25 protein-coding genes and 2 pseudogenes are annotated in these 26,802 nt (G+C 69.0%); 19 read left to right on the top strand and 8 right to left on the bottom strand.

Annotation, left to right across the window (positions count from 1 at the left end; all coding sequences use genetic code 11):
• The first annotated feature begins 134 nt into the window (after positions 1-134).
• The 12 genes and pseudogenes from KSED_RS09120 to KSED_RS09180 all read left to right on the top strand — a co-directional run bounded on the left by KSED_RS09120 (position 135) and on the right by KSED_RS09180 (position 12,450).
• Positions 135-1,376 carry a glycosyltransferase family 4 protein gene (locus KSED_RS09120; protein ID WP_015779802.1) on the top strand — a complete coding sequence of 414 codons (1,242 nt, stop codon included), beginning with the start codon at positions 135-137 and terminating at the stop codon, positions 1,374-1,376.
• Positions 1,373-2,296, top strand: a complete 924-nt coding sequence (locus KSED_RS09125) for an NAD-dependent epimerase/dehydratase family protein (protein WP_015779803.1) — start codon at positions 1,373-1,375, stop codon at positions 2,294-2,296. The genes KSED_RS09120 and KSED_RS09125 overlap by 4 nt, the downstream gene beginning before the upstream one ends.
• Positions 2,289-3,317, top strand: a complete 1,029-nt coding sequence (locus KSED_RS09130) for a polysaccharide biosynthesis protein (protein ID WP_015779804.1) — start codon at positions 2,289-2,291, stop codon at positions 3,315-3,317. Before KSED_RS09125 ends, KSED_RS09130 begins: the two co-directional genes overlap by 8 nt.
• Entirely contained in the window at positions 3,317-4,462 is a 1,146-nt protein-coding gene (locus tag KSED_RS09135; RefSeq protein WP_015779805.1) for a polysaccharide biosynthesis C-terminal domain-containing protein, read from the top strand. Before KSED_RS09130 ends, KSED_RS09135 begins: the two co-directional genes overlap by 1 nt.
• Entirely contained in the window at positions 4,459-5,598 is a 1,140-nt protein-coding gene (gene wecB / locus KSED_RS09140) for a non-hydrolyzing UDP-N-acetylglucosamine 2-epimerase (protein WP_015779806.1), read from the top strand. The genes KSED_RS09135 and wecB overlap by 4 nt, the downstream gene beginning before the upstream one ends.
• Positions 5,595-6,527: a glycosyltransferase family protein gene (locus tag KSED_RS09145; RefSeq protein WP_143827370.1), complete on the top strand. Its 933-nt coding sequence runs from the start codon at positions 5,595-5,597 to the stop codon at positions 6,525-6,527. Before wecB ends, KSED_RS09145 begins: the two co-directional genes overlap by 4 nt.
• A complete protein-coding gene (locus KSED_RS09150) occupies positions 6,524-7,369 on the top strand; it encodes a sulfotransferase domain-containing protein (protein WP_015779808.1) in 846 nt (281 codons plus the stop codon). Before KSED_RS09145 ends, KSED_RS09150 begins: the two co-directional genes overlap by 4 nt.
• A gap of 17 nt (positions 7,370-7,386) precedes the next feature.
• Positions 7,387-8,235 carry a polysaccharide deacetylase family protein gene (locus tag KSED_RS09155; RefSeq protein ID WP_143827371.1) on the top strand — a complete coding sequence of 283 codons (849 nt, stop codon included), beginning with the start codon at positions 7,387-7,389 and terminating at the stop codon, positions 8,233-8,235.
• Positions 8,232-9,065: a sulfotransferase family protein gene (locus KSED_RS09160; protein WP_015779810.1), complete on the top strand. Its 834-nt coding sequence runs from the start codon at positions 8,232-8,234 to the stop codon at positions 9,063-9,065. Before KSED_RS09155 ends, KSED_RS09160 begins: the two co-directional genes overlap by 4 nt.
• Entirely contained in the window at positions 9,053-9,691 is a 639-nt protein-coding gene (locus tag KSED_RS15665) for an acyltransferase (RefSeq protein ID WP_015779811.1), read from the top strand. The genes KSED_RS09160 and KSED_RS15665 overlap by 13 nt, the downstream gene beginning before the upstream one ends.
• Positions 9,688-10,968, top strand: coding sequence for a lipopolysaccharide biosynthesis protein (locus KSED_RS09170; protein ID WP_015779812.1), 1,281 nt, complete (start codon positions 9,688-9,690; stop codon positions 10,966-10,968). The genes KSED_RS15665 and KSED_RS09170 overlap by 4 nt, the downstream gene beginning before the upstream one ends.
• A 313-nt stretch (positions 10,969-11,281) precedes the next feature.
• Positions 11,282-12,450: pseudogene (locus KSED_RS09180) on the top strand (IS3 family transposase).
• 79 nt (positions 12,451-12,529) lie between these two features.
• Here KSED_RS09180 and KSED_RS09185 read toward each other — a convergent pair.
• The 6 genes from KSED_RS09185 to KSED_RS09210 form a co-directional block, all read right to left on the bottom strand.
• Positions 12,530-14,011 carry an O-antigen polymerase gene (locus tag KSED_RS09185; protein ID WP_015779815.1) on the bottom strand — a complete coding sequence of 494 codons (1,482 nt, stop codon included), beginning with the start codon at positions 14,009-14,011 and terminating at the stop codon, positions 12,530-12,532.
• Positions 14,008-14,970, bottom strand: a complete 963-nt coding sequence (locus tag KSED_RS09190; RefSeq protein ID WP_015779816.1) for a sulfotransferase — start codon at positions 14,968-14,970, stop codon at positions 14,008-14,010. The genes KSED_RS09185 and KSED_RS09190 overlap by 4 nt, the downstream gene beginning before the upstream one ends.
• Entirely contained in the window at positions 14,963-16,135 is a 1,173-nt protein-coding gene (locus KSED_RS09195; RefSeq protein ID WP_143827372.1) for a right-handed parallel beta-helix repeat-containing protein, read from the bottom strand. The genes KSED_RS09190 and KSED_RS09195 overlap by 8 nt, the downstream gene beginning before the upstream one ends.
• Positions 16,136-16,225: 90 nt before the next feature.
• Positions 16,226-17,491, bottom strand: coding sequence for a sulfate adenylyltransferase subunit 1 (locus tag KSED_RS09200; RefSeq protein WP_015779818.1), 1,266 nt, complete (start codon positions 17,489-17,491; stop codon positions 16,226-16,228).
• Positions 17,491-18,402, bottom strand: a complete 912-nt coding sequence (cysD, locus tag KSED_RS09205) for a sulfate adenylyltransferase subunit CysD (RefSeq protein ID WP_015779819.1) — start codon at positions 18,400-18,402, stop codon at positions 17,491-17,493. The genes KSED_RS09200 and cysD overlap by 1 nt, the downstream gene beginning before the upstream one ends.
• 98 nt (positions 18,403-18,500) lie before the next feature.
• Positions 18,501-19,400, bottom strand: a complete 900-nt coding sequence (locus KSED_RS09210) for a capsular polysaccharide synthesis protein (RefSeq protein ID WP_015779820.1) — start codon at positions 19,398-19,400, stop codon at positions 18,501-18,503.
• 57 nt (positions 19,401-19,457) lie between these two features.
• Between KSED_RS09210 and cysC the strand changes: the two genes are divergently transcribed.
• Entirely contained in the window at positions 19,458-20,588 is a 1,131-nt protein-coding gene (gene cysC / locus KSED_RS15370) for an adenylyl-sulfate kinase (RefSeq protein ID WP_015779821.1), read from the top strand.
• Positions 20,585-21,556 carry a sulfite exporter TauE/SafE family protein gene (locus KSED_RS09220; protein WP_015779822.1) on the top strand — a complete coding sequence of 324 codons (972 nt, stop codon included), beginning with the start codon at positions 20,585-20,587 and terminating at the stop codon, positions 21,554-21,556. The genes cysC and KSED_RS09220 overlap by 4 nt, the downstream gene beginning before the upstream one ends.
• 75 nt (positions 21,557-21,631) lie before the next feature.
• Here KSED_RS09220 and KSED_RS13760 read toward each other — a convergent pair whose 3' ends face one another.
• A complete protein-coding gene (locus KSED_RS13760; protein ID WP_081439817.1) occupies positions 21,632-22,444 on the bottom strand; it encodes a nucleotidyltransferase family protein in 813 nt (270 codons plus the stop codon).
• A gap of 41 nt (positions 22,445-22,485) precedes the next feature.
• On the opposite strand from KSED_RS13760, the gene KSED_RS09230 reads away from it, so the two are divergent.
• The 5 genes and pseudogenes from KSED_RS09230 to KSED_RS15670 all read left to right on the top strand — a co-directional run bounded on the left by KSED_RS09230 (position 22,486) and on the right by KSED_RS15670 (position 25,718).
• The gene (locus KSED_RS09230) at positions 22,486-23,310 is read left to right on the top strand and encodes an SOS response-associated peptidase (protein ID WP_015779824.1); all 825 of its coding nucleotides are present in this window, start codon (positions 22,486-22,488) and stop codon (positions 23,308-23,310) included.
• A gap of 114 nt (positions 23,311-23,424) precedes the next feature.
• Positions 23,425-24,120: a DoxX family protein gene (locus KSED_RS09235; RefSeq protein WP_081439818.1), complete on the top strand. Its 696-nt coding sequence runs from the start codon at positions 23,425-23,427 to the stop codon at positions 24,118-24,120.
• 16 nt (positions 24,121-24,136) lie between these two features.
• On the top strand, positions 24,137-25,183 hold the full coding sequence (locus tag KSED_RS09240) for a 3-phosphoshikimate 1-carboxyvinyltransferase (protein ID WP_015779826.1): 1,047 nt from the start codon (positions 24,137-24,139) through the stop codon (positions 25,181-25,183).
• Positions 25,183-25,512: pseudogene (locus tag KSED_RS09245) on the top strand (ribosome small subunit-dependent GTPase A); the annotation flags it as partial. The gene KSED_RS09240 and the pseudogene KSED_RS09245, both read left to right, overlap by 1 nt.
• Positions 25,513-25,574: 62 nt before the next feature.
• Positions 25,575-25,718: a hypothetical protein gene (locus KSED_RS15670; RefSeq protein ID WP_198479843.1), complete on the top strand. Its 144-nt coding sequence runs from the start codon at positions 25,575-25,577 to the stop codon at positions 25,716-25,718.
• Between the two features lie 5 nt (positions 25,719-25,723).
• Here KSED_RS15670 and galE read toward each other — a convergent pair whose 3' ends face one another.
• A complete protein-coding gene (gene galE / locus KSED_RS09250; protein WP_015779828.1) occupies positions 25,724-26,737 on the bottom strand; it encodes a UDP-glucose 4-epimerase GalE in 1,014 nt (337 codons plus the stop codon).
• Between the last annotated feature and the right edge of the window lie 65 nt (positions 26,738-26,802).

Consider the following 26,802-nt stretch of genomic DNA (forward strand, 5'->3'; position numbering starts at 1 on the left):
AGCTGCCCGAGGTCGTCCCTCGGCCACCCCGGAACCCCCCATGGCCCATGACTATGCTGTCAGCGCACCACACGGAAGTCGGCCCTGCTCGGGCGGCGTCCTACCCCCACCACCGGCCCGGAGGAGCACCCGGCATGAAGATCGGGATCATCTCGCACTGGTACGACCCCGAGGGCGGCGCAGCCGCAGGCCCCGGCACCATCGCCCGAGCCCTGCGGGACCGGGGCCACGATGTCCACGTCGTCACCGGGTTCCCGATCTACCCCCGCGGCGAGATCTTCGAGGGCTACCGCAACCGCCCCTACCAGCGGGAGGTCCTGGAGGGGGTGACCGTCCACCGCTGCGCCATCTACCCCAGCCACGACACCTCTGCCGCCAAGCGGATGGCCAACTACCTCAGCTTCGCCGCGTCCAGCTCCGTGGTTGCCCCCAAGGTCCTGGGGGATGTCGATGTGTGCTATGTCTACTCGAGTCCCGTGACCACCGGATTCGCCGCCATGGCCCTGCGGTCTCTGCGCGGTGTGCCCTACGTGATGCACGTCCAGGACCTCTGGCCGGACAGCGTCACCGCGAGCGGTTTCGTCGGGGGGCGCAAGGCCGAGCTGACCGAGAAGGCCCTCCACGCGGCCTGCACCGCCATGTACCGCAGCGCTGCACACGTCGCCGTCATCTCACCGGGCATGCGCACCCTGCTGGCCGAGCGTGGCGCCCCCCTGGAGAAGACCAGTGTGGTACCGAACTGGGCCGAGGAGCGCTCCTTCTACCCCGCCGAGCGCTCGGACTCCCGCCGGGAGGCCTTGGGCATCACCTCCCCGTTCACGGTGATGTACGCCGGGAACCATGGTGAGATGCAGAACCTGTGGGTGGTGCTGGACGCCGCCGAGCGCCTGCTCGACGACCCGCGGATCGGCTTCGCCCTGGTGGGCGACGGTGTGCTGAAGCAGGAACTGGTGGCTGCGGCCGAACAGCGCGGCCTGCACAACATCACGTTCATCGAGCCGCAGCCGTTCTCCGAGATGGCCGCCGTGCTCGCGTGCGCCGACGCGCAGATCGTGAGCCTCAAGGACGAGCCCCTGTACCGCACCACCACCCCGAGCAAGATCCAGGCGAACCTCGCTGCGGGTCAGCCGATCATCGCGGCACTCACGGGGGACGCAGCCGAGGTCGTCCGCGCCAGTGGCGGGACCGCGGTCGCCCCAGGTGATGCCGCGGGCCTGGCGTCGGGCGTGCAGGAGCTCGCCTCCCTGTCCCCCGAGCAGCTGGCTGCACGGGGTCAGCGGGCCCGCGCCTACTACGACTCGACCTTCTCGGAGCGGTCCGTGGGGGACGCTCTCGAGGGCCTCCTCGCCGAGCACCGCCGGAAGGGCCTCTCGTGAACGTCCTCGTCCTGGGCTCCCGCGGGTTCGTCGGGACGGCAGTCTGTGCCGCGCTGCGGGAGCAGGGCCACGATGTGACCACCGCGGTGGCCCCGCGCGTCCAGACCGACGAGATCTCCGCGGCTCAGCGCGAGCAGTTCGTGGGCGAGATCCAGGCCGCCCTCGGGGGGTGCGACGCCGTCGTGAACGCCGCGGGTGTGCCCGATGCCACCGGCAGCGACTACGACGCGATGGTCGGGGCCAACACGGTGCTGCCCGGCATCGTGGCCGAGGCCGCACGACGACTCGGTCTCCGTTGCGTGCACGTGAGCAGCGCGGCCGTGCAGGGCGACAAGGAGGTGCTCGACTCCTCCGATGACGTGCGCCCCTTCTCCCCTTACTCGGAGTCCAAGGTCCGTGGTGAGCGCGAGGCCCTCCAGCAGGGCGGTGAGGTGGTCGTGTACCGCCCACCTGGCGTGCACGGCGCCAACCGTGACGTCACGCGCACCGTGGCACGGCTGGCGGGCTCTCCTCTCTCCTCGGTGGCCGGCGACGGCAGCCATCCGGCGGCGCAGGCGCTCATCGGCAACGTAGGTGCGGCGGTCGCCACCCTGGCGACCCACCCGGACACCCCGCCGCGGGTGGTGCACCATCCGTGGGAGGGCCAGACGACGGCCTCGCTCCTCCGCGCCCTCGGCGGCCGCGAGCCGGTGCACCTGCCTTCCGCGCTCGCCCGCGGCCTCGTCGAGGTGGCCCGAGCCGCCGGGCGCGTGCGTCCCGGGCTCGCGGGGCACGCGCGCCGCCTCGAGGTGCTCTGGTTCGGCCAGTCACAGGCCCCGAGCTGGCTCGATAGCATCCAATGGGTCGCCCCGGATGGACGAGAGTCCTGGGAAGCCCTCGGTCGCAGCATTCGCACCTCGAACAAGGAGACACATGACTGACCTCCACGGCACCCGCATCGCCATCACCGGAGGCACCGGTTCCTTCGGGAAGACGATGGTGAAGGCCCTCCTTGACGAGGGTGTGGACCAGATCAACATCCTGAGCCGCGACGAGGCCAAGCAGGACGAGATGCGCCACGCGATGGCGGACCCCCGGCTGCGCTTCTTCCTCGGCGACATCCGCGACCGCGACAGCGTGGACAACGCCTTCATCGGCGTGGACTACGCCTTCCACGCGGCCGCCCTCAAGCAGGTGCCCAGCTGTGAGTTCTTCCCGGACCAGGCGGTCAAGACCAACGTCACCGGTAGCCACAACGTGATCCAGGCTGCGCACGACGCCGGTGTGCGGTCGCTGGTGTGCCTGTCCACGGACAAGGCCGTCTACCCGGTGAACGCCATGGGCATGAGCAAGGCCCTCATGGAGAAGACCGCCCAGGCCTTCGCCCGCAACAACCCCGACTCCCCCACCACCGTCTCCATCACCCGCTACGGCAACGTGATGTACTCCCGCGGCTCGGTCATCCCCCTGTTCGTCAAGCAGCTGCGCGAGGGCAAGCCCCTGTCCATCACCGAGCCGGCCATGACGCGCTTCCTGATGTCGCTGGAGGAGTCGGTCGATCTGGTGAAGCACGCCTTCTTCCACGCGGAGCCGGGGGACCTCTTCGTCAAGAAGGCCCCCGCGTGCACGGTGGGCACGCTCGCCCGCGCCGTGGCGGTGGTGTTCGACCGCCCGGAGCACGAGATCCGCAAGATCGGCATCCGTCACGGCGAGAAGATGTACGAGACGCTGCTCTCCGGCGAGGAGATGCGCAAGGCCACCGACCAAGGCGACTACTACCGTGTGCCGCTGGATGCCCGGAACCTCGACTACACCAAGTACGTGGACGACGGCGACGACCTCCCGGTGCTGGAGGAGGAGTTTGACTCCAACACCGCCGAGCAGATGGACGTGGAGCAGACCGCTGAGCTGGTCCGCTCCCTGCCCGAGGTGCAGGAGATCCTGGCGAACGGGGGCATCTGATGCGCATCGTCCTGACCGGCGCCCGTGGATTCATGGGCTGGCACACCCGCCTGCGCCTGCACGCGCTGACCGACCACGAGGTCGTCGCCGTGGGCCGCGAGGAGTGGGGTGACCTGCCACGGCTCGTCCGTGAGGCCGACGCGGTCATCCACATCGCCGGGGTGAACCGCGCCCGCGACACCGAGGGCGGCATGTCCGCCGACGAGCAGGTCAACGAGGGCAACGTGCGGTTGGCCCGGGAGCTGGCCGAGGCCGTGCGCGGCGCCGGCCACCCGGTCCGCGTGGTGTACGCCAACAGCATCCAGGCTGGGAACGGCACCCCGTACGGGGCTGGCAAGCAGCGTGCCGGTGAGGTGCTCCGTGAGGCTGCCGAAGCAGGTGGTGGCCACCTCACCGAGGTGATGCTGCCCAACCTGTTCGGCGAGCACTGCCGGCCGAACTACAACTCCTTCACCGCCACCTTCATTGACAAGGTGATCAACGGTGAGGAGCCCACCATCAACGACAACCCGGTGAATCTGCTGCACGCCCAGCGGGCAGCAGCGGCACTGCTTGAGGGTCTGGAGACCTCCGAGCCGGTGCTGGAGCCGCGCGGTGAGGATGTCGGCGTGCAGCAGGTGTGGGACCTGCTGGTGGAGTTCCACTCCTCCTACGTCGAGCGCGGGGAGATCCCCGACCTCTCGACGCCCTTCCGCATCGACCTGTTCAACTCCTACCGGGCCGCGCTCTTCCCCCAGCACTACCCGGTCCAGCTCACGCCGCACGCCGACGACCGCGGCTTCTTCGTCGAGACCGTCCGCTGCGCCGGCGGGCAGGGCCAGTCGTCCATCTCGACGACCGTCCCGGGCATCACCCGCGGCGAGCACTACCACCTGAGCAAGATCGAGCGCTTCGCCGTGGTCCAGGGCACCGGCCGGATGAGTCTGCGCAAGATGTTCACCGACGAGGTCATCGACTTCGACGTCACCGGTGACCAGACCGCCGCGGTGGACATGCCGGTCGGCTGGGTCCACAACATCACCAACACCGGGGATGACATCCTCATCACCCAGTTCTGGGTCCACGAGTTCTTCGACCCCGAGAACCCCGACACCTTCCCCGAGCCGGTCCGTCCGGCCGCCGATGCCGAGGAGAACGCCCGATGAAGGTCATGACCGTGGTGGGCACGCGCCCCGAGCTCATTCGCCTCGCTCGTGTGATCCACCGCCTGGACGGGACCGCCGGCGTGGAGCACGTGCTCGTGCACACCGGCCAGAACTACGACTACACCCTCAACGAGGTGTTCTTCGAGGACCTGGACCTGCGCAAGCCGGACCACATGCTGGGCGTGGACACCTCCTCGCTGGGCGCCGTGCTCGGTGGCACCCTCGTGGCCGCCGAGAAGGTGATGCGGGAGGAGGAGCCCGACGCCGTGCTCGTGCTCGGCGACACGAACTCCTGCATCGCCGCCCTCATGGCCCGACGACTGCGGATCCCGACCTACCACATGGAGGCCGGCAACCGCTGCTTCGACCTCAACGTGCCGGAGGAGACCAACCGCCGGATGGTGGACCACGTCTCGGACTTCAACCTCGTGTACACCGAGCACGCCCGGCGCAACCTGCTGGCCGAGGGCCTGCACCCCCGGCGCATCCTCAAGACCGGCTCCCCCATGCGCGAGGTGCTCAACGCCTACCGCGACCAGATCGACGCCTCCACGGTGCTGGCGGACAAGGGCCTCACCGAGGGCGCCTACTTCCTGGTGAGCGCCCACCGCGAGGAGAACGTGGACCGCCCCGAGCGCCTGCAGCAGCTGCTGGACTGCCTGACCGCCGTGCACGCGCACTTCGGCCTGCCGGTGTTCGTCTCCACCCACCCGCGCACCCGCAAGCGCCTGGAGGCGCTCCCGGACTGGAGCGAGCCCGAGGGCATCATCTTCAGCGAGCCGCTGGGCTTCCACGACTACAACAAGCTGCAGCTCTCGGCCGCCTGCGTGCTCAGCGACTCCGGCACCATCGCGGAGGAGAGCTCGCTCCTGGGCTTCCCGGCCGTGACCCTGCGGGACTCGATCGAGCGCCCGGAGGCCCTCGACACCGGCGGCATCATGATGACCGGCCTGCACGCCGAGGACTGCGTGGCTGCAGTGCAGGTGGCGATGGACTCCGGCTACACCCGCGAGGGCGTCTCGCACCTCACCCCGGACGACTACCTCATCGACAACACGAGCGAGCGGACCGTGAAGTTCATCCTCTCCACCGCGCACCGCCACCACCAGTGGGCAGGGATCCGGGTGGGAGCATGAACCCGGCCAGTCGAGCTGGCAAGACCCCTCGCAGATCCGGTGGGGGATCCACGGTGGAGCGCTCGTTGCGCGCCGCCGGGTTCCAGACCGGGGCCGAGGGTGTCAGCCTGGTCGAGACAGCACGCCCCTCCCGCCAACCACTCCGAGCGGTGCTGGCGCAGAATGCCTGGACGGTCATCCCCCACGAGGACTATGCGCGCCTGAGCGCTCCGTACCCGCCTCGCTGGCGCGCCCGTATGGCCGCACGGCGGGCGGTGGCCCAGTTCAACCTCCGCCGGGCCGAGAAGGTCGTGGTGCTCTCCGAGGCCATGGGGCGGATGGTGGAGCGGGTGACGACTGTCCCCGTCGAGGTGTGCCCTGTCGTGGCGCCCCTGGACATCCCGTTCGCGCCGGTCGGGCCGGCTCCTGCTGAGCTGCGCCCCGTGGTCGTGGTGCCCGGCACCATGACCTGGTACAAGCGGCCGCAGTCGGCCCTGCACATCGCGGACGACCTGCGCCGCGTGTGGGGCACCGAGCTGGCCGTCGACTTCCTGGGGGACGATGACGGTTCCGGCACGTGGCAGGCGACGCAGGCCGAGGCCGACCGCCTGGGCCTCTCCATCAGCCTGCGCACGGCCGACCGCCAGTGCATGTTCGAGGCGCTCCGCACCTCGGCCGTCACGGTGGTCCCCAGCGAGCTCGAGTCGCTGAGCTTCTGCCTCGCCGAGGCCCTGCTGCTGAGCCCTCGCGTCATCGCCAGCGGCATCGAGGTCCACCGCGAGGTGGCCGACGCCCTGGGACGGGAGCCCGTCTTCGTGGAGCACTGGCAGCCGCACGACCCCCCGATCACTCCCCGCGCCGCTGTGAACAGTGCGGACGCCACCCAACAATGGTCGCGCGTGGGTGAGGCCCTCGGCCTGCCGCGTGCAACGGAAGGATCTCGCGCATGACGGGACAGGACATCACCAGGCAGCTGGGCAAGCGGACGGAGGAGCAGCTCCGGCGCGCAGCGGCCGAGGGCACTCGGCGCATCGCCCTCCGGTTCGGCGACACCCTGCCGATGTGGCTCGGCTGCGGTTTCCCGAAGTCCGGCACCGTGTGGCTCTGCCAGCTGATGGGGACGTACCTGGGGGTCCCCTACCCCCGCGACTACCGACTGCCGATCGCCATGTCGTCGGTCATCCACTCGCACTGGGCCTACCGCCCCGAGTTCCCCACCACCGCCTACATCGCCCGTGACGGCCGCGACGTCATGGTCTCGACCTACTTCTACTACACCCGCGCCCTGACGCTGGACAAGAGCCCCCGCCGCAAGGAGCAGCTGACGGCCCTGTTCCACCGTCTCTACGGCCCCTCCTTCGACCCCGCAGCGTCGCGCGAGAACATGGCGACCTTCGTCGAGCACGAGCTGAGCAACCCGCGGGCGACGCATGGTGTGACCTGGCCGCAGCACATCGCCGACTGGTGGGATCGCCCGCAGGTGCACCACACGACCTACGAGGCACTGCTCGCGGACACCACCGCGGAGTTCTCCCGCCTCATGACCGACCTGACCGGGCAGGAGGCCGACCCGGTCAAGATCCAGGCCAGCGTCGACCGGTTCGCGTTCGCGTCCGCCACAGGACGAAAGGCCGGTCAGGAGGACACCTCCAGCTTCCAGCGCAAGGGGATCGCCGGGGACTGGCGCAACCACTTCGACCGCACGGCGGCCGAGGCCTTTGACGCGGTCGCCGGCGACGCCCTCATCACGCTGGGCTACGAAAGGGATCACTCGTGGGTCGAAACTGTGTGACCACCACCCTCACGGAGTTGAAGAAGCCTGCGCGGGCCGCAGCCCGCCACCTGGCGCTCGACGCCCTGGCCCTGCGTGACCGCATGACGGGGAGCGTGACGGGGCTGCTGCAGACGCCGCGTGTCCACCTCCTGTACCTGCACGCCGTCCCCGTCCACGAGGAACCGGCCTTCCGCGCGCTCCTGGACCGTCTGGCCAAGGACCACGAGTTCGTCACCCACGACGAGGCGGTCCGACGCATCCGCACCGGTGACATCACGGCACCAGCGGTGAGCTTCAGCTTCGACGACGCGTTCGCCAGCAACTACCGCACGGCCTCGATCCTCGAGGAGTACGGAACGCGCGGGATGTTCTTCGTTCCTGCCGACATGCCGGGCACCGGAACGGTGGAGGGCACGCGCAGGCTGTTCGGCTACGAGCAGAATGTGACCGAGCCGGGCATGACATGGGCGCAGATCGACGAGCTGCGCGAGCGGGGTCATGGCATCGGCAGCCACACCTGCACGCACGCCAACCTCGCGGAGGTCCCGGTCGCCGACGCACGCGAGGAGATTCGCCGCGCGCACGAGGTGCTCACCGCCCGCTATGGCGACGTCCCGCACTTCGCCTGGCCCTTCGGGCGGACCTTCCACATCACCCCCGAGCTCGTGGAGACCGTCTTCGAGACGGGGCACACCACGTGCAGCTCTGCGGTGCGCGGCTCGCACTGCGGCGCCTCCCCCGACGACGCCGAGCGGCCGCTCGTCCTGCTCCGCGACCACGTCATGACGAGCTGGCCCCTGGAGCACACCCTGCACCTGCTGTCCCGCAGCGCCGCCTCGCCCCGCCCCCCGTGGACCCAGTACCCCCAGGAGTGGACCCGATGACCAGTCCCGACCTCATCGTGATCGGTGCCCAGAAGTGCGGGACCACCACCCTGTACGAGGACCTCTCGCAGCACCCTCAGATCCGGCTGACGGAGAAGGAGTCCTCGCACCTCCTGGCACCCGACGCGACTCAGAGCCGCGAACTCTATTCGCGGACAGCCGTTCCCCCCGAGGGGCGGCTGGTGGAGGTCAGCACCGAGTACGCGATGCGCCCGCTCAACGACCCGGCGCAGCGAGCTCACGAGGTCGCGCCGGACGCCCACATCGTGTACATCGTCCGGGACCCCATTGCCCGCCTGATCAGTCACCACCACCACGAGGTCGCAGCCCGCACGGTGGTCGGTGACATCGAGGAGGCCGTCCGGACCGTTCCCCGGCTCGTCGACTACAGCCGGTACGCGTACCAGCTGGAGCCGTGGCTCGAGGCCTACGGCCCGCAGCAGGTGACCGTCCTGAAGTTCGAGGACTACATGGCGGACCGCGACCACGGGGTGGCGTCACTGCACGCCCTCATGGGCCTCCCCGAGGTGCCGCTGGAGGACGCCACGACCCAGCACAACGCGGCCACGACAAAGCGCGTGGCAGTTGGCGTTGGAGGCGTGGTGGCCCGCAGCTGGTTCTACCGCACGGTCGTTCGGCCGCGGATCCCGCAGGGCGCGAAGGCCACCGCGAAGGCCATGCTGCTCCCGAAGGCGCCGCCCCGGCCATCCCCTCCGTCCCAGGAGACGCTCGACCGCCTGGTCGCTGAACTGACACCCGAAGTGGAGGCCCTGGCCTCCCTGATCTCGACTGCCCCGTGGTGGGACCTGGAGGAGAAATGGTCAGCCTGAAGTCGCTCGCCCGCCGATCCGCGTGGGTCGTCCCCGAGGCCGCCGCGGAGTTCCCCGCCCGCGGGGGCGGATGGCTCGTCGGAATCCTCCAGCCCCACCACGCGCAGGGCGTGGAGGGCCTCGTGCGAGGGGCATTCTGGGGTCGTCGCGTGGGCGCGCGAGGCCTCAGCGTCGGGAGGAACTGCATCCTGGACGGCGCGAACCTCCACATCGGCCGGGACGTCCGCATTCACGCTGGCGCCCAGATCATCACTGGCCGCACCGGACACGTCACCATTGGCGCGCACTCGCACGTGGCCCGCCAGACCGTGATCTCCGGCCTCGGGGGTGTGACACTGGGCGAGCACTGCGCCATCGGGCCCGCCGTGACGATCTTCTCGAGCACCACCGACCTGGCCGGCCGCCCGCTCGGGACCGTTCCGGCTAAACGAAAGCCCGTCGTGATCGGCAATGAGGTGTACGTGGGCGCCGGGGCACGCATCAGTCCCGGGGTCACGATCGGTGACGGAGCCGTCATCGGTGCGGGAGCGGTCGTGGTGTCGGACGTGCCTGCCTGGCACATCGCGAAGGGCGTCCCCGCCCGCTCCACCCCGCGCACGGACGTGACCCTGCCGGAGGGGATGTGACGACGGCTGGGGCAGAGCCGCGGCCGCGCAGCCTCCGACGCAACTTCACCTCCGTCCTCGGCGCCAACACGCTCTATCGCCTCAGCCAGTGGCTGCTGATCGCGTTCATCGCCCAGTGGGGAACCAAGGAGATGGTGGGCTACTTCGCCTTGGCCCAGGCCATCACTGCCCCCGTCTACCTCACGGTCGGGCTCAACCTCCGCGCGGCGCGGGCCACAGATGTCAGCCGACGCTGGACGGCCAGCCAGTACGGCAGCCTGCGGGAGATCCTCAACGCCGCATCACTCCTGCTGTCCTGCGCCCTGGCGTGGCTGGTCTCCCCCAGCATCGACTTCCTCCTGCTGGTGGCAGCGGTGGCCTGGAGCAAGGCCTCTGAGGCCTCGAGCCAACTGTCCTACGGCTACTGGCAGCTCCGTGAGCGGCTGGACCTCATGTCCAGGAGCCTGTACCTGCGCTCCGCGTTGGGAGCCGCCAGCTTCGCGGCCGTCTTCTGGTTCACTCGCGACCTCCTGTGGGGGTGCGTGGTGATGGCACTGGGGTGGACCTTGGTCACTGTCCTGCACGACCGCCCCGTGGAGGCACGCCTACGCCGGGACGACCCGGCTGACTCCCCGATGCCGGAGGCTGGTGCCACCCGGGCCTCGCTGGCCCGTGAGGCCCTGCCTCTCGGAGTCACCGCCGGTATCTCGTCGGTCACTCTCAACATCCCCCGCTACGCCCTGCAGTTCTTCCTCGGGACCGGCAGTCTCGGCCTGTTCGCCGCGCTCGCCTACCTGGGCCAGACCATCTCCATGGTCACCGGGTCCTTGGCCGACTCGATGATCGCCCGCCTCGCTCGCGCCGCCCAGGCCGGACGGCGCAGGCAGTTCCTCCGGAACCTCGGCATCCTCGCCGGCTTCTCCTGTGCCGTGTCACTCGTCGTCCTACTCGGCGCTGCCGCCGTCGGTGCACCCATGACGAGACTGCTCCTCGGCGAGGAGTACGTGAACCAGCCGGTGCTCCTCACGCTGCTCGCAGGCGCCGCCTTCGCCACACTCCAGCGCGTGCTGGGCCGCGGCCTCCAGGGCGGACGACGATTCAGGGAGTTCCTCATCATGAACGGGGTGACGGCGGTCGGGGCCCTGGTGGCCGCGGTCACCCTGATCCCGAATTGGGGTCTGATGGGGGCAGCTCTCACCTCCGGCCTGGGATTCTTCCTGGGTTGTCTCGTGGGCTTGTACTACATCTGGCGCATGGTCCAGCGGATGAAGCCCATCGAGGCGGCTGAGGCACCCTGACCCTGACCCGATCGCGGGGTGTCTGTCGGGTCTGGTCCACGAACTCTGGGGCCCGTGGGCCCTTGATGGGCGGAAGGATTCGACGCCTGCAGGGGCGGCCGGCACCGGTCGGTCCTGACCCACCCGACGGCCTCCACCAAACCACCACGGTTTGGGCAGACAGCGCGTCTGACGCGCCCACTCGCCTACGGCGCTCAGCGCAAGAGGACCAACGACGCCCGCCGACACCGCGCCTGAGGTCCCCCCGGGACTGCTGAGGGTTTGGTTGATACCTGATCTGTGGGGACTGGGTCCCTGCTGGAAGGATGTCACCATGCCTGCACCTCTCCCCAAGGAGTTCCGTGACGACGTGATCGCGGTGGCTCGCCGTGGCGATGCGCCGATCGCGCAGACGGCGAAAGACTTCGGGATCTCGGAATCAACCCTGCGCAACTGGCTCCGCCAGGCCGACGTCGAGGACGGCGCCCGTCCGGGCGTGACCAAGGCCGAGTCCGAGGAGGTGCGTGCCCTGAAGCGCCGTAACCGGTTGCTGGAGCAGGAGAACGAGGTCCTGCGCCGAGCAGCGGCGTACCTGTCACAGGCGAACCTGAAGCTGGGCCAGTCCCCAAAATGACCTACCCGCTGGTCCGTGACCTTGCCGCTGACGGGATCCCCGTCACGGTGGCCTGCCGGGTGCTGAAGTTCTCCCCGCAGGCGTTCTACGCCTGGTGCGCCCACCCGGTCAGCGACCGGGACCTGGTGGATGCCTACGCGATGAACGCCGCGTATGAGATCCACGCCGAGGACCCTGGACTGGGGTATCGATTCATCGCTGATGAACTCGCGGACGCCGGTCATGCCCTGTCTGAGCGACGCGTGTGGAAGATCTGCCACCAGGGGCAGATCGTCTCCGCGCACTCCAGTACCCGGGGGCGACGGAAGAAGCCCGGCCCGCCGGTCCACGACGACCTCGTCCAGCGCGATTTCACCGCCGAGGCCCCGAATCGGTTGTGGTTGACCGACATCACTGAGCACCCCACGGCCGAGGGGAAGTTGTACCTGTGCGCCGTGAAGGACGTCTGGTCACGGCGGATCGTGGGGTACTCCATCAATGACCGGATGACCTCCCAGCTGGCCGTCGACGCTCTGGAGATGGCCGTGGCTCGACGGGGTCGTGACCAGATCGCCGGGTGCGTGGTCCACGCCGACCGGGGCAGCCAGTTCCGGTCGCGCACGTACCTCTGCGCGCTGCACCGGCATGGCCTGACCGGGTCCATGGGTCGGGTGGCTTCCAGCGCGGACAACGCCGCGATGGAGTCCTTCTTCGCCCTGGTGCAGAAGAACGTCCTGAACAGCCGTCGCTGGGCCACCCGGGAGCAGCTCCGGCTGGCCATCTTCACGTGGATCGAGCGGACCTACCACCGCAGACGCCGGCAACGGGCTCTGGGCAAGACCACCCCGATCGAGTTTGAGACCATCTACTGGCCCGCACACGCGGCCTGAAACACCAAACCTGAAGTGTCAACCAAACCTGCAGCAGTCCCCCCGCCCTGACCGGTCGGACCACACCCAAAACCGATCCTCAGCTCTCGTCCGCCGAGTCTGGCCACACGCTGCACAGCGTGACGGCAAAGAGAATGCACACGAACGCCTCGAGACTCTTGAACGCTGCGCCTCCTACACCGGAGGTGAGTGTGAAGGCGCCGAAGCGGAGCAGCCCGCAGCAGAAGAGCACGACCCAGGCCGTGTTCCTGTAGTCGATGTTCTTCAATCGCGAGATGAGTCCTACCAGGATCCCAGCCAGAACTGTTCCTACGACGATGCCGGGCCACTGCCAGTTCCACCACATCTCCGCCACCACTCCCGGCGGCACCCCCGAACGGCCGTTGCCGTAGATGTATTCGCCGACGATGGGGCCAGGATTCACGATGGGCTTGGTCGGCCACACGGCCCGAGGGATGGGCGCCGCCAGCCATCCGGTGATGGTGCGCCCGTTCGCCGCTGGGAGGACCTCGGGCGTGTTACCGATGATGTGGGAGGCGTTGTACAGGTCCGCGAAGTTGCGGTTGTAGATGATCGACTCCTCGACAGCATCCAGTGCCAGCACGGAGGAGACCGAGACCTCCGACGAGCTGGAGCCTCGCGCCAAGGTGATGAAGTTGATGCTGGCGATCGTCACCACCCCGACCAGGACCAGCGCCCACAAACGGAAGGGGCGGCGCAACATGGCGGCAATGGCCAAGGTGACAAAGATCGTGTAGACGATGTCCGACCTTGAACTGGTCACGATCGGGAAGATGCAGCTCAGGAGGAAGAGGAACACTCCCCCCACCACCTCGAAGGACAGGAGCGGGAACTTGTGCCCCGGGCGCAGGACGTAGGCGACGTGCAGCCAGAAGGCCACGACGCAGAACTGCGTCAGGGAGCGCTGGATCCCGTGGCTCTCGTAGTCCTGGGACATCTCCGTGCCTCCACTGGCCTGCTTGCCGGAGAAGTCCGAGAGGTCGAGTCCACCCGTAGCCTGGATGTAGCTCACCAGCCCAAACGTCCCGATGAGAGCGCACAGGATGATGACGAGCGGCGTTGACGGCCCGAGCACGGGCTTGCTGAAGGCGCGCAAGGGGCTGTTCTCCATCCTCCGCTCGGGCCGTGCCCACATGTAGCCCAGGACGAACAGGGCGAAGCCCAGCAGGTAGATGGCGCCGTTGTGGGCAAAGAACGCCCAGTCGCGGCCCAGGAGGAACAAGACGTCGAAGGACCGCGTGCCCTCTTCGCCGAAGCGGACGTACAGGGGACGCAATCCGCCCGCGACATAGGTGATGGCCATCACCGCTGTCCAGGGGCCGTAGGGTGAGTAATCCTTGCGAAGAGCCGGCAGAGTCACCAGGCAACAGGTCGCTGAGCCGATCGCGATGGGCCAGTACGAGGGGAAGGACAACGCCCTCGTGGCAGCCACCAACGCGATCGCCAGCCAGGCCAGCAGGACAAGGCCAGGAACGGCGCTCCCCTTGCCCGAGGCACGGGGGACGTCACCGACCGTGATCTCGGGGGCGACGGTGCTCATGCCCCGAAAGCCTTCAGTGCGAGTCGAGCGGGTGCCGTCAACAAGGCGATGACCCGCTGTTGGCCCTCCGTCAGCTCAGAGCGCCACCTCGTGTCCTCCCGCAGGGTGATCGTCGACCTACCCCGCCCGGGGTTGCCAACCGCCGCATGACTCACGCTCGCCAGCTGCACCGTGTCGTCGTCGAAAACGCCGTAAGCCACCTCGATCCCGCGTGGGGCCAGCAGCGCGCGAACTGTGCCAGGACCATCCGCCACGAAGTCCTCGTAGCCGACGACGCTCGCCCTGGTCGGACGCCCCAGCCGGGCAGCCACGAGGGCGTTCAGGTTCGCCCACGACCAACGTGCCACACCCGTGAGGAGGCTGCCGCCAGGTGGGGCCGACTCTGCGTTGCCACGCTCCACCCCCCGGGAACGAAGCGTCGAGGAGACGACGGCTTCCGGACGACGTACCAGGTGTACGAGGTCGTAGTCAGCGCCGCACAGGTGCAGGAACAGGACTCCAGGGGTCGTCTTGGAGGTGTCGACGACCAGCTCCGCACCCGACTCGCGTGCCGCCGCCGCCACCAGCACCCTGGTCGCCTCCACGAGTCGCCGCACGTCGGCCGGCCACTCAGCAGGATCCTGTCGCCGAAGCTGCAGCAGCTCCGTGGGCCGACTCGTGCGCGCGAGCCGCGCCCTAGTGGCAGCCAGCTCCGCATAGGCGTCATGAGAGGCGCCCGTTTGCTGCTCCACCACATCCAAGGCCGCGGCCCACAGGGGGCACATCGCGATCGGGAGTCCACAAGCGCAGTGGTTGCCGCGCGCAAGGTCCCGCCAGAACAGGGAGATCTCGCCCACGTTGAGAACGCCCGGCTGAGCGCCCAGAACCTCCCCGAGGAGCGTTGAGCCGCTACGCGCTGCACCCGTGACATAGATCGTCGGCGGATAGGTGAACGAATTGCGAGCCACACTGTCATCCATCGACGTCTCCTGCGAGCTTGTTCAAGCGAACGATTTCCTGACGTGCTCCCTCAATGGTGTTCTCCTCGAGGGTGGTGGTGGGAGCGTCCTCCAGGGTGATGCCCGAGATCTGGGTTCCACGGGTATCGATGATCTTGTTCTTGCGGACCGTGACATTCTTCGCCAAGGTCACCCGGATGCCCACCCTTCCGTGGTCGCGCCTGTCGCCGTTGCGATTCTGCCCGTTGTCTACGAGGACGTTGCCCTCTACGAGGATGTTCCCGGCGGTGCCGCTACCCCGTGTGCCGACGTAGATCCCCGCCGTGTCGCACTCACGAATCTCATTGCCGATCACCTTGGCGTCGTGGCAGTGGGAGATTGTCATGCCGACATCGCCACCCCCCACGGAGCGGTTCTCCCGAGCCTCGACGTCGCGGGCGAAACGGATCGCGATCTGATCAGCGGTACCCGGTTGCTCTGGGTCGCGGTACGACCGCCCCGGGCCGTCGACCTGGTTGCCCGTCACCTTGAGGCCCCGCGTGTCGTGGCCGGCCGTTCCCGTGATGACCAAGGGGTACCGGGAGGCGCCCCCGGGGCGTAGGTCGCTGACGCGGCAATCGGCGATCTCGACCTGTGAGAAGCGCCCACTCCCCTTCTGTTGGAGATAGATCCCCCGCTGCGACCAGTTGGCGACCTCGACACCCTCCAGCCGGACCCCGGAGCCCCCGCCCACAAGGCTCACGCCAGTAGCTAGCCCGTCGAGGAGGCACTGCTTGACCACCAGATCTCGCGGCATCCCGTGCGCCATGATGCCCAACGCGGCTGAGGTGCCCACCACCTCGCAGTTCTCGATCTGGACGTTCCTCGCTTCGCGCACCACCTGAATGCCGGAGATCAGGGGAGCCCCCCGGGACTCGATCCTCAGACCCGACAAGTGGGCGCCCGACTCCAGGATCACTGCGGACTTCAGCCGACCGGCGGCGTAGAGAAGAGCGCCCTCGTCCCCGGCCAGAGCCACCCCCGTTGGGACCTGAAGTGGTCTGTCGAGGCGGTACCCGCCCTCGCGGCTCTCCAAACGCACCGTCTCCCCAGGCCGCGCACCGCGGAGCTGGTCGCGAATCTGCTTGAGGCCCGGCCGGTCGGGCGTCTCCTCTGGAGGAGTCGAACACGCTGCCACGACCGTCACTCCTGCTCCCAGCACAGCCGCCAGCACCGGGCGTCGCGAGACGCCCGGTGCCCGTAGTCCCGATGGACCATCGTTGCGGTGAGTCACCCCTCAGCCGTTCACCATGCCCGCGCCGACGGTGACTCCGGTGGCCTCGTCGATGAGGATGAACGAGCCCGTCGTCTTGTTGCGCTCGTACGGGTCGACCATGAGCGGCTGCGCCGAACGGATCTGCACGCGGCCGAGCTCGTTGAGGGCCAGCTCCCCGGCCTCCAGGTCACGGTGCAGCGAATTCACGTCCAGCCGGTAGTCCACCGACTTGACGAGGCACTTCACCTGTCGGGTCGTGTGCTTGATGAGCAGCTTCGACTTCGGCTTGAGCGTCTTCGCACCGTCCATCCAGCAGACCATCGCGTCGATGTCCTGGCTGGGCTCGGGCGCGTTGTGGGGGCGGCAGATCATGTCCCCACGGCTGATGTCCACGTCGTCCTCCAGACGCAGCGTGACGGACATCGGCGGGAAGGCCTCATCCACCTCCTGCTCCGCGAGGTCGACACCCGCGACGGTCGAGGTCATGCCGCTGGGCAGCACCATCACCTCGTCGCCCTTCTTGAAGACGCCTCCGGCCACCTGACCACCGTAGCCACGGTAGTCGTGGAACTGGTCGGACTTCGGTCGGATCACGTACTGCACCGGGAACCGGGCATCAGTCATGTCGCGGTCGGCGCCCACGTAGACGTTCTCCAGGTGGTGCAGCAGCGAGGAGCCCTCGTACCACGGCATGTTCTCGCTGCGGTGCACCACGTTGTCACCGGCCAGAGCCGAGATCGGGATGATCTCGAGGTCCGGGGCGTTCAGCTTGGTGGCGAACGCCTCGAACTCCTTGCGGATCTCCTCGAAGCGCTCCTGGGAGTAGTCCACGAGGTCCATCTTGTTGACGCACAGGACCATGTGGGGAACGCGCAGCAGCGACAGCAGCACCGCGTGGCGGCGCGACTGCTCGGTGAGCCCGTTGCGAGCGTCCACCAGCACCAGACCAAGGTCGGCGGTCGAGGCACCGGTCACCATGTTCCGGGTGTACTGCACGTGGCCCGGGGTGTCGGCGATGATGAACTTGCGCTTGGGCGTCGCGAAGTAGCGGTAGGCCACGTCGATGGTGATGCCCTGCTCGCGCTCCGAGCGCAGACCATCAGTCAGCAGCGCCAGGTCGGTGTAGTCGAAGCCCTTGTCCTTGGAGGTCTTCTCCACCGACTCCAGCTGGTCCTCGAAGATCGACTTCGAGTCCATGAGCAGTCGACCGATGAGGGTCGACTTGCCGTCGTCCACCGAGCCAGCAGTAGCGAAGCGCAGCAGGTCGAGACCGAGTTCGGTACCCATCAGAAGTAGCCCTCCTTCTTGCGGTCCTCCATGGCGGCCTCGGAGAACTTGTCGTCACCACGGGTGGCACCACGCTCGGTGATGCGGGAAGCGGCCACTTCCTCGATGATCTTCTCCACGGTGTCGGCATCCGACTCCAGGCACCCGGTGAGCGTCATGTCACCGACCGTGCGGAAGCGCACCTGACGCTCGGAGACGGTCTCGCCCTCACGCAGCGGGTTGTTCTCGGTCTCCGTGAAGAGCATGCCGCCCCGCTCGAAGACGCGACGCTGGTGGGCGAAGTAGATCTCCGGGATGTCGACCTTCTCGCGGCCGATGTAGTCCCAGATGTCCAGCTCGGTCCAGTTCGACAGCGGGAAGATGCGCATGTGCTCGCCCTCGTGGATGCGCCCGTTGTACAGGCTCCACAGCTCGGGGCGCTGGTTCTTCGGGTCCCACTGGCCGAACTCGTCGCGGTGGGAGTAGACGCGCTCCTTGGCGCGCGCCTTCTCCTCGTCACGGCGGCCGCCACCGAAGGCAGCGGTGTAGCCCTCGGACTCCAGCGCGTGGAGGAGGGTGCCGATCTGCAGGCGGTTGCGCGGCGTCTTGCCGTCATCCACCACGATGCCGTCCTTGATGGCCTGCTCGACCGACGCGACGTGCAGGCGAAGGCCCAGTCGCTCCACCCACCGGTCACGGCACGCGAGCACCTCGGGGAAGTCGTAGCCGGTGTCGACCTGCAGCACCGGGAACGGCACCTTGGCCGGGTAGAACGCCTTCTCCGCGAGCCGGAGCATCACGATGGAGTCCTTGCCGCCGGAGAACATGAGCACGGGCTTCTCGAACTCCGCGGCGACCTCGCGGAAAATGTGAATCGACTCGGCTTCGAGCTCGTCGAGCTGCGACAACCGGTAGTCGGGATGAGTCGACATGTGCGACCTCTCTCCTGTCGGACTGGGGGTTCTTGTGCACCCTACTCGGTGCGGAGAGCCCTCCACGCCGGGGTCAGCGCCCCCGCGCGGGAGGTACCTCAGGACGTGCTGGACCACTGCTCCACAGCCGCCTCACGCTCTTCCTCGGTGAAGAAGTGGCGGGCGAAGGGGCTGTCGTAGATCTCCCGCAGCCGCTGCTCGGGGAGGGTCACCAGCTCGCGCACCCGCGCGTAGAGGGCGCCGTACCCCTTGTTGCTGGAGTCGTTCACCCGCCCACCCATGGCAATCGGCTGACCCAGCAGGTCGCGGGTCATCCCGGGGAAGGCGCGATCGAGCATGTCGTGACGGGCGATGGCGACTCGACGGTTGCCCTCACCTGCGACCTGGTACCCCTGCTCACGGTCAAACTCCCCGGCATACACATCGACGCCCATGAAGTCGTTGACCTCGCGATCCACCCAACCCACCGTCACCTCGTGGTCGAAGTCGGAGACGAAGACCTCCGCAAGCTCCTCGGCGCGCGAGAGCGAGAAGTCCGTCAGCGGCCGGTGGTCGGACGTGTACCGCTCCGTGTTCTGGAAGAAGTCCGACAGGTTCTTGGCCATGGGGTCACGGACCACCGAGAGCATGACGACGGGCTTGTCCAGCTCCTCGAGGACCTTGGGCCCCAGTGCCTTCGTCGTGTAGACGGTCCGGCGAGGGGCGAGGCCCTCCATCTCCTCGTCGATGCCCGCCATGTACCGCGGATTCATGCGGTGGGTGTGGAAGATGGTGTCCTTCGGCCCCACCTGACCGGAGAGGGCAGCGACCATGGCCTTGGAGCCCACCTTGCCTGGGGTGTGCACGAGGATGATGCGCTCCGAGCGGTCCCACTCACGCTGGGTACGCGCTGTCTCCAGGCCTCCGATCACGGCCCCCTGGAGGGCGTTGCCGTACCGCCCCTTGGGCCAGACGTAAGCCCGCCACAGGGCGTCCTGGACCTTGCTGCGAAGCGTCATCTACCCATCTCCCTCACCACGACTCTGGACGCCGGTCAGCATGCCATACTCCCGGTCATGGCCGATGAATCCATGCGCCCTCTGACCGGAACCCCTGAGGCGCTCGACGCCTTCGATCGGGCCCGCCTGGGCTGGCCCGCGGAGGTGGCCGCAACCCCTGCCGCGAGCCTCTTCGAGAACCTCGACCCCGCGGCTCCCCCGGTGGACTCCATCCGGGTCCTCGATGCCGAGGGTGCCCCTGCGGGAGACCTCGTGGACATCACCTGGTCGCAGGGCCTGGTCAGCGGTCGCATGGTGCCGGCCGAGTCCCCCAGCAGCATGCCCTTCGAGCATCTCCGCCCGCGCCCGCAGGACCTCGAGGGACTCACTGAGCTGGTCCATGTCCGTGATGGAGAGCCCCAGCTCTCACCCCCTCCTGCCGGCGCGAGGACTGGAGTGCTGGTGACCCGCTCGCTGCGGACCGCCGAAGGGGCCGTCTCCCGGGCAGCCGTGCGCATCCTCCGGAGCACCCTTGAGGAGGCCGGGGACCAGTCCCTCCCCGTGTGGCACCTTCCCATGGCCGATCACGTGGTCGAGCCCACGCTGGGTCAGATCGGTCTCGACGTGCGACCCGCTCCTGCTGCGCAGCGTTCCTCACCCCAGGGCGCCGTCATCCTCTTCAGCGGTCTCTCTGGTTCGGGCAAGTCGACGCTGGCACGGCGCCTCCGGGACCGGCTGATCGAGGAGACCCAGCGCTCCGTCGTGCTGCTCGACGGGGACGTCGTCCGCCGTCACCTGTCTGCCGGCCTGGGCTTCTCCCCCGCCGACAGGGAGGTCAACGTCAAGCGGATCGGGTGGGTCGCCGCGCAGATCGCTGGCGAGGGCGCCATCGCGATCTGCAGCCCCATCGCGCCCTTCGAGTCGTCCAGGCGGGCCATCGAGGAGATGGCGCACGAGGAGGACGCCAGCTTCGCTCTGATCCACGTGGCCACGCCCCTGGAGGAGTGTGAGCGCCGTGACCGCAAGGGCCTCTACGCGCGCGCTCGGGCTGGAGAGATCCCGGACTTCACGGGGGTGAGCTCCCCCTATGAGGTCCCGGAGGCTCCGACCCTCAGGATCGACACGACGGGGATCTCCGTGGACGAGGCCCTGGACCGCGTCGTCGCTTCCCTCGCTCCGCTGAACCTCTTCGAAGGTGTGCAGGCATGACCGAGCTGCTGACCAGCGGCGCCCTTGGCCTCCTCGTCGTGAGCTTCGGCATCGGCATCGTCATCGGGTTGACCGGGATGGGCGGCGGTGCCCTGATGACCCCGGCCCTGATCATGCTCGGCATCCCCCCGGCCGCCGCTGTCTCCAATGACCTCGTGGCCGCGGCGGTGAACAAGTCCGTCGGTGCGGCCGTCCACTGGCGCAACGGCTCCCCCCACCTCGGCATCACCCTGTGGCTCCTGATCGGCTCCGTCCCGATGGCCTTTGCGGGCGGTTTCATCGTCTCAGCCCTGGGTGGGCACGAGGAGAGCGGTCAGGACGTCCTGCGCCTCATCATCGGTGGAGCCCTGCTCGTTGCTGCGACCACCTACGTCCTGAGGACCTACCTCCACTTCAGCCGCACCCTGAACCTGCTGGAGCAGGGGCTGACCCCTGACACCGACGGGCACCCCAAGGCTCGCCCCATCCCCACCCTGATCGTGGGCGCTGTGGGCGGCCTGCTCGTGGGAATCACCAGCGTCGGCTCGGGCACCCTGATCATGGTGTGCCTGCTCCTCCTCTACCCGACGCTGAGCGCGGTGAGGATGGTGGGGACGGACCTGCTGCAGGCCATCCCCCTGGTCACAGCCGCTGCCATCTCGCATGCGCTGACCACGGGGGTCGACCTCGAGATCCTCATCCCGCTGCTGGTGAGCGGTGCTCCCGGTACCTACCTCGGGGCCAAGCTGACCGGCATGGTCTCGCAGTCCGTCAGCCGGCGCGGCATCGCCATCGTGCTGACCGTGACGGCGGCCAAGATGCTGGGCCTGCCCAACGTGTGGGTGGGATTCCTCGGCGCCGGCCTGCTGATCCTCGGACCGCTCGCCTGGGCCCTCCTGCGCCGCACCCTGGGCCTCCCCACCTTTGGCGCCCTCAACGCGGAGGAGATGGAAGAGGTTGCTCTGAACCGGAGCTCATCTCGAGGATGAACCGCCGGAGCACCGTGAGCGGATCCAACGATTCGCTCTCGGTGCTCCCACCGCAGGGAGGCCGCTGACAGCTCCTCAGCGGGGACCCTGCCGCGGAACCCGGGTCCCTGAGCCGGTGGCACTCTTCGCTCGGCGTCCCCGGCGTCTGCGGAGGCCCCTGAGGACCTCCCTTCCGGTTCGCCACAGATTGTCCGAGTCCCGGACCCGGTAGTACCAGATTCGGAGCACTCGCTTGTGGGCCCTGGCCTCCCATCGCGATCTCACGCGACCTGACGTCGCCGCGGAGAAGTCCTCCAGCACGATCCCCAGCACGGGTTCTGCACCCAGGTCCGCGGCGAGCCGGTGCATCTCGTTCCGCTCGGACGAGGTCAGGGCTGCCCACGCATCAGCGATCTCCGCATGCTTCCGTGAGCCGCGTCGATTCCGGGCCGCGTGCAGACCAATGAGCACGGCGTGCGCGGGCCGATCAACGGTGGTGCAGGGCCTGCCGGCGAGCTCCACGGGCGCGGCGCAACTCCAGAGCACCTCGAAGGCACGGTCGGCAGGAACATCGATACCGGGAAACCAGCGGTGGACATCGATGGCGATGCTCCACTCGTCCGAGACGACCTCCACGGAATGGGCCCAGGACTCCTTGACCGCGCCCAGGTCCCCCACGAAGCCATGAGCGCAGAGCAGGTCGAGCAGGTCCTGAAACCGGCCCGGCTCCACAAGGACGTCGACATCCATGGACAACCGGCTGTAGCCCAGGGCCTGCTCCGCAGCAGGCCCCTTGACCAAGAGCGTGCGGATATCGGCCGACCCAGCGAGAAAGTCCACCAGTGCCGAACCCAGCGCAACACGCTCCCGGATGGAGAGGCCGTCAGGCGTGGCAGGTGGTCTGTTCATCGTCGCCAGCCTACAAGCGATGGGCGGCCTATTCTCGGACCATGTGCGGACGCTATGCAGCCAGCGCCAACCCCGCCGAGCTGGTCGAGGTCTTCGAGGTGGAGGCGGACCGTACCGCCGAGCCCTCGGCCGCGGTGGTGAAGAACCCGCAGACGCCACCGCCCGGCCAGCCGGACTGGAACATGGCCCCGAGCAAGCAGGCCCCCGTCGTCCTCACCCGCGCCCCGAAGGACGACCCGGACCACGCCGTTCGGCAGCTCCGGCTGCTCAGCTGGGGACTCGTGCCGCCGTGGGCCAAGGACATCTCAGTGGGCAACCGGATGATCAACGCGCGCAGCGAGACCCTCTTCGAGAAGCGCACCTTCGCCGGGCCGGCCAAGCGCCGACGCTGCCTCGGGCCGGCGGACGGCTGGTACGAGTGGCAGGCCTCCCCGGTGGCCACGACCGCCGCCGGAAAGCCGCGCAAGCAGCCCTTCTTCATGTCCCGGCTCGATGGCGCCCAGCTCGCCTTCGCCGGCATCTACGAGTTCCACAAGCCGACCGGCGCGCAGGACAGTGCCGACTGGGTGGTGAGCTTCGCGATCCTCACCACCGCTGCCGAGCCCGGGCTGGACCGCCTCCACGACCGCCAGCCCGTGGTCCTCGACCCGGCGGACTGGGAGGCCTGGCTGGACCCCACGGCCACCGACGAGTCCGACGTGCTCGACGTCCTCGAGGCCCAGCCCGAGGGCCGCTTCCAGGCGTGGCCCGTCAGCCCCGCGGTGAGCCGGGTGGCCACGAACGGCCCCGAGCTCACGCAGCCTATCCCGGCCGACCAGCTCGTGGGGGTCCTCGACCCCGCGACCGGGGAGATCATCGGCGGCTGAGGGCCCCCACCACCCGCCACGGCCGGTGAGACATGCCTCACGACCCCCGCCTCTCAGCGGGCGGCTCCCTGCGGCCGCGCGGTACTGTCGAATCAGTACACCGACCCCATCCGTATGATCGCCCGCCCGATGCTCGGCGGCATCTTCGTTGCCACCGGCATGAACCACATCAAGAGCCCCGACTACGGCGCAGAGGTTGCCCAGGGCTTCAACGACCAGGTTCTGGAGCCCGTGGGTCTGGGCGCCGACGGCCCCACTCTCATGAAGGTGCACGGCTACGTCTCCGTGGTCGCCGGTGCCGGCCTGGCCCTCGGCGTGGCCCCCCGCCTGTGCGCGCTCGCGCTGGCCGCGGACGTCACCGCCGTGAACCTCACCGCCAACCGCTTCTGGGAGCAGGAGGGCGAGGAGCGCCAGGGCACGCAGATCCAGTTCATGAAGGACCTGGCCATCGCCGGTGGTCTGCTGATCGCCTCGGTGGACACCGCCGGCAAGCCGGGTCTGGCCTGGCGCGCGCAGCACGCTGCCGAGGCCGCCGGCCACCGCGCCGACCACCTGGGCACCATCGCTGGCCTGAAGAAGGACATCGTGAGCCTGCAGGCCGAGAACAAGGCCCTCAAGACCAAGGCCGCCGTCAGCGGCTCCGCGGGCAAGGCCACCGGCAAGGCCGCGGGCGTCACCGGCCTGCTGGGCAGCCAGGCCAAGGCCGGCAAGAAGGCCTTCGCCGCCAAGAAGCGCAAGGACTCCTTCATCGACCGTGCGCTGGACGCGGTCGAGGACTCCTACAACACTGCCAAGAAGAAGGTCGCCTGAGCACCAGGCCGATCACATGAGCAGCAACCCGACGGGGCGCGAGGACCACACCGGTGGCACCTCGCGCCCCGCGGCGTACCCCGCCCCCACCGCGACCGGCCCACTGGACGCCACCGTGCACGTCCCGGGCTCCAAGTCCTGGACCAACCGCTGGCTGGCCCTGGCTGCCCTGGCCAGCGGCCCCAGCACCCTGCACTCGCCCTTGGACGCCCGCGACACCCGCCTGATGGCCAGCGCCCTGCACCCCAGCGACCCCGACGACGCCACCGTCGAGGTGGACGCCAGCGCCTCCTCCCAGTTCGTCAGCGCCCTGCTGCTGGCCGGCTGCACGGTGCACTCCGGCCTGACGGTCCGGGCCACCGGCACCGTGCCGAGCCGCCCCCACATCGACATGACCTGCCACGCCCTGCAGCAGGTGGGCGTCGTGGCCGAGCAACGCGACGAGACCAGCTGGTGGGTGGAGGGCAAGCGCCCCGACCCCTTCGAGGTGACGGTGGAGCCGGACCTCTCCAGCGCCGCGGTGTTCGCCGCGGCCGCCGCCGTGGCCGGCGGCACCGTCACCCTGCCCGGGTGGCCCCGCTCCACCACGCAGGCCGGCGACACCATCCGCGACCTCCTGACCCGGATGGGGGCGCGCTGCGAGCTGACCGAGGCCGGCCTGCGCGTCACCGGCGGCGAGCTCCACGGCATCGAGGCCGACCTCTCCGCCGCAGGCGAGCTGACGCCCGTGGTCGCGGCCACGGCAGCCCTGGCGGACTCCCCCAGCCGGCTCACCGGCATCGGCCACCTGCGCGGCCACGAGACCGACCGGCTGGCCGCCCTGGCCACCGAGATCAACGCCCTGGGCGGCGAGGTGCGCGAGCTGCCCGACGGCCTGGAGATCACCCCCCGGCCGCTGCACGGGGGATCGTTCGCGACCTACCACGACCACCGGCTGGCGATGGCGGGCGCGCTGCTCGGGCTGCGCGTGCCCGGCATCGAAGTGCAGGACATCGCCACCACCGCCAAGACCGTGCCCGGGTTCGACCACCTCTGGGGCGCCATGCTGGAGGGGGACACCTGATGGCACGCAACCTGGCCACCTACTCCGAGGCCGACGCGAAGATCCGCCCCAACAAGCGTGGCTCGCGGCCGCGCACCAAGCAGCGCCCGGCGCACGAGGACGCAGCGACCGGGCAGGTGCTGGCCGTCGACCGGGGGCGCTTCGACGTGCTGGTCGGTGGGGTGCGCGTGCGGGCCATGAAGGCCCGCGAGCTGGGGCGCAAGGGGATCGTCGTCGGCGACCAGGTGTCTCTGGTGGGCGACGTCTCCGGAGATCCGGACGCGCTCGCCCGGATCGTGCGCCGCGAGGCCCGCGAGACGCTGCTGCGCCGCACCGCCGACGACACCGATGAATCGCCCGGGGTTTCTTGGAGGCTCTGATCCCACGGAAGGATGCAGAGCATGCCAGCACCATGGAAGTACCCCGACGAGCTGCGGGAGCGGGCCACACGGATGACGGTCGAGCCGACGTGATGGTGGGTGCGGGAGCGGTGGTCGCCCGCGACGTGCCCGACGGGGTCACCGTGGCCGGGGTACCCGCCCGCGTCATCGGCTGAGGGAGTCAGCCCTCATAACCCCGCGGGTTGCCTCGCTGCCAGCGCCAGGTGTCGGCAGCCATCTCCGCCAGCCGCTTCTCGGCCCGCCAGCCCAGCTCGTCCGCCGCCTTGTCCACCGAGGCGAACGCCTGCGCCAGGTCCCCCGCCCGGCGCGGGCCCACCCGCACCGGGATCTCCCGGCCGGTGACCTGGCGGAATGCCTCCACCATCTGCAGCACCGAGACCCCTCCCCCGGTGCCCAGGTTCCAGACGCCCACCGGGTGGTCCATTCGCGCCAGCTGGTCCAGCGCCGCCACGTGGCCCCGCGCCAGGTCGTCCACATGGATGTAGTCCCGAACCCCCGTGCCGTCCACGGTGTCGTAGTCGTCCCCGTGAACCGTCAGGTGCTCGCGGCGCCCGACCGCCACCTGCGCGATGTAGGGCACCAGATTGTTGGGGATGCCCTGCGGGTCCTCCCCGATCAGCCCGGACTCGTGGGCCCCGATGGGGTTGAAGTACCGCAGCAGCGCGATCCGCCACGCGGCGTCCGCGGCGGCCAGGTCGCGCAGCACCTGCTCGATGAAGACCTTGGTCCAGCCATACGGGTTCGTCGCCCCGGTGGGGGCGTCCTCCGCCAGGGGCGACACCCCATCGGGGCCGTAGACGGTGGCCGAGGACGAGAACACCAGCTGGCGCACCCCGTGGCGGGTCATGGCCTCCAGCAGGTTGAACGTTGACTCGAGGTTGGTGCGGTAGTAGCGCAGGGGCTGCTCCACGCTCTCCCCCACCGCCTTCAGGCCGGCGAAGTGGATGACCGCGTCGAACCCGCGGGAGACCACCTGGTCGGTGGCGTCGCGGTCCAGCAGGTCCACCTGGTGGAAGGTGATTGGCCCGCCGGCGATGTGGCCCATCCGCTCCAGGGCCACCGGGGAGGAGTTGGACAGGTTGTCCAGCACCTCCACCTCGTGGCCCTCGGCCAGCAGGAGCAGGGTCGTGTGGGAGCCGATGTAGCCGGCTCCGCCCGTCACCAGGATGCGCATGGGCCCACGCTAGCCGTCCGCCGGGGTCACGTCGCACCCCCCGAGCCGCAGGGACCCCGGCGGGG

The organism is Kytococcus sedentarius DSM 20547 (assembly GCF_000023925.1).
In the GTDB taxonomy this organism is placed as follows: domain Bacteria; phylum Actinomycetota; class Actinomycetes; order Actinomycetales; family Dermatophilaceae; genus Kytococcus; species Kytococcus sedentarius.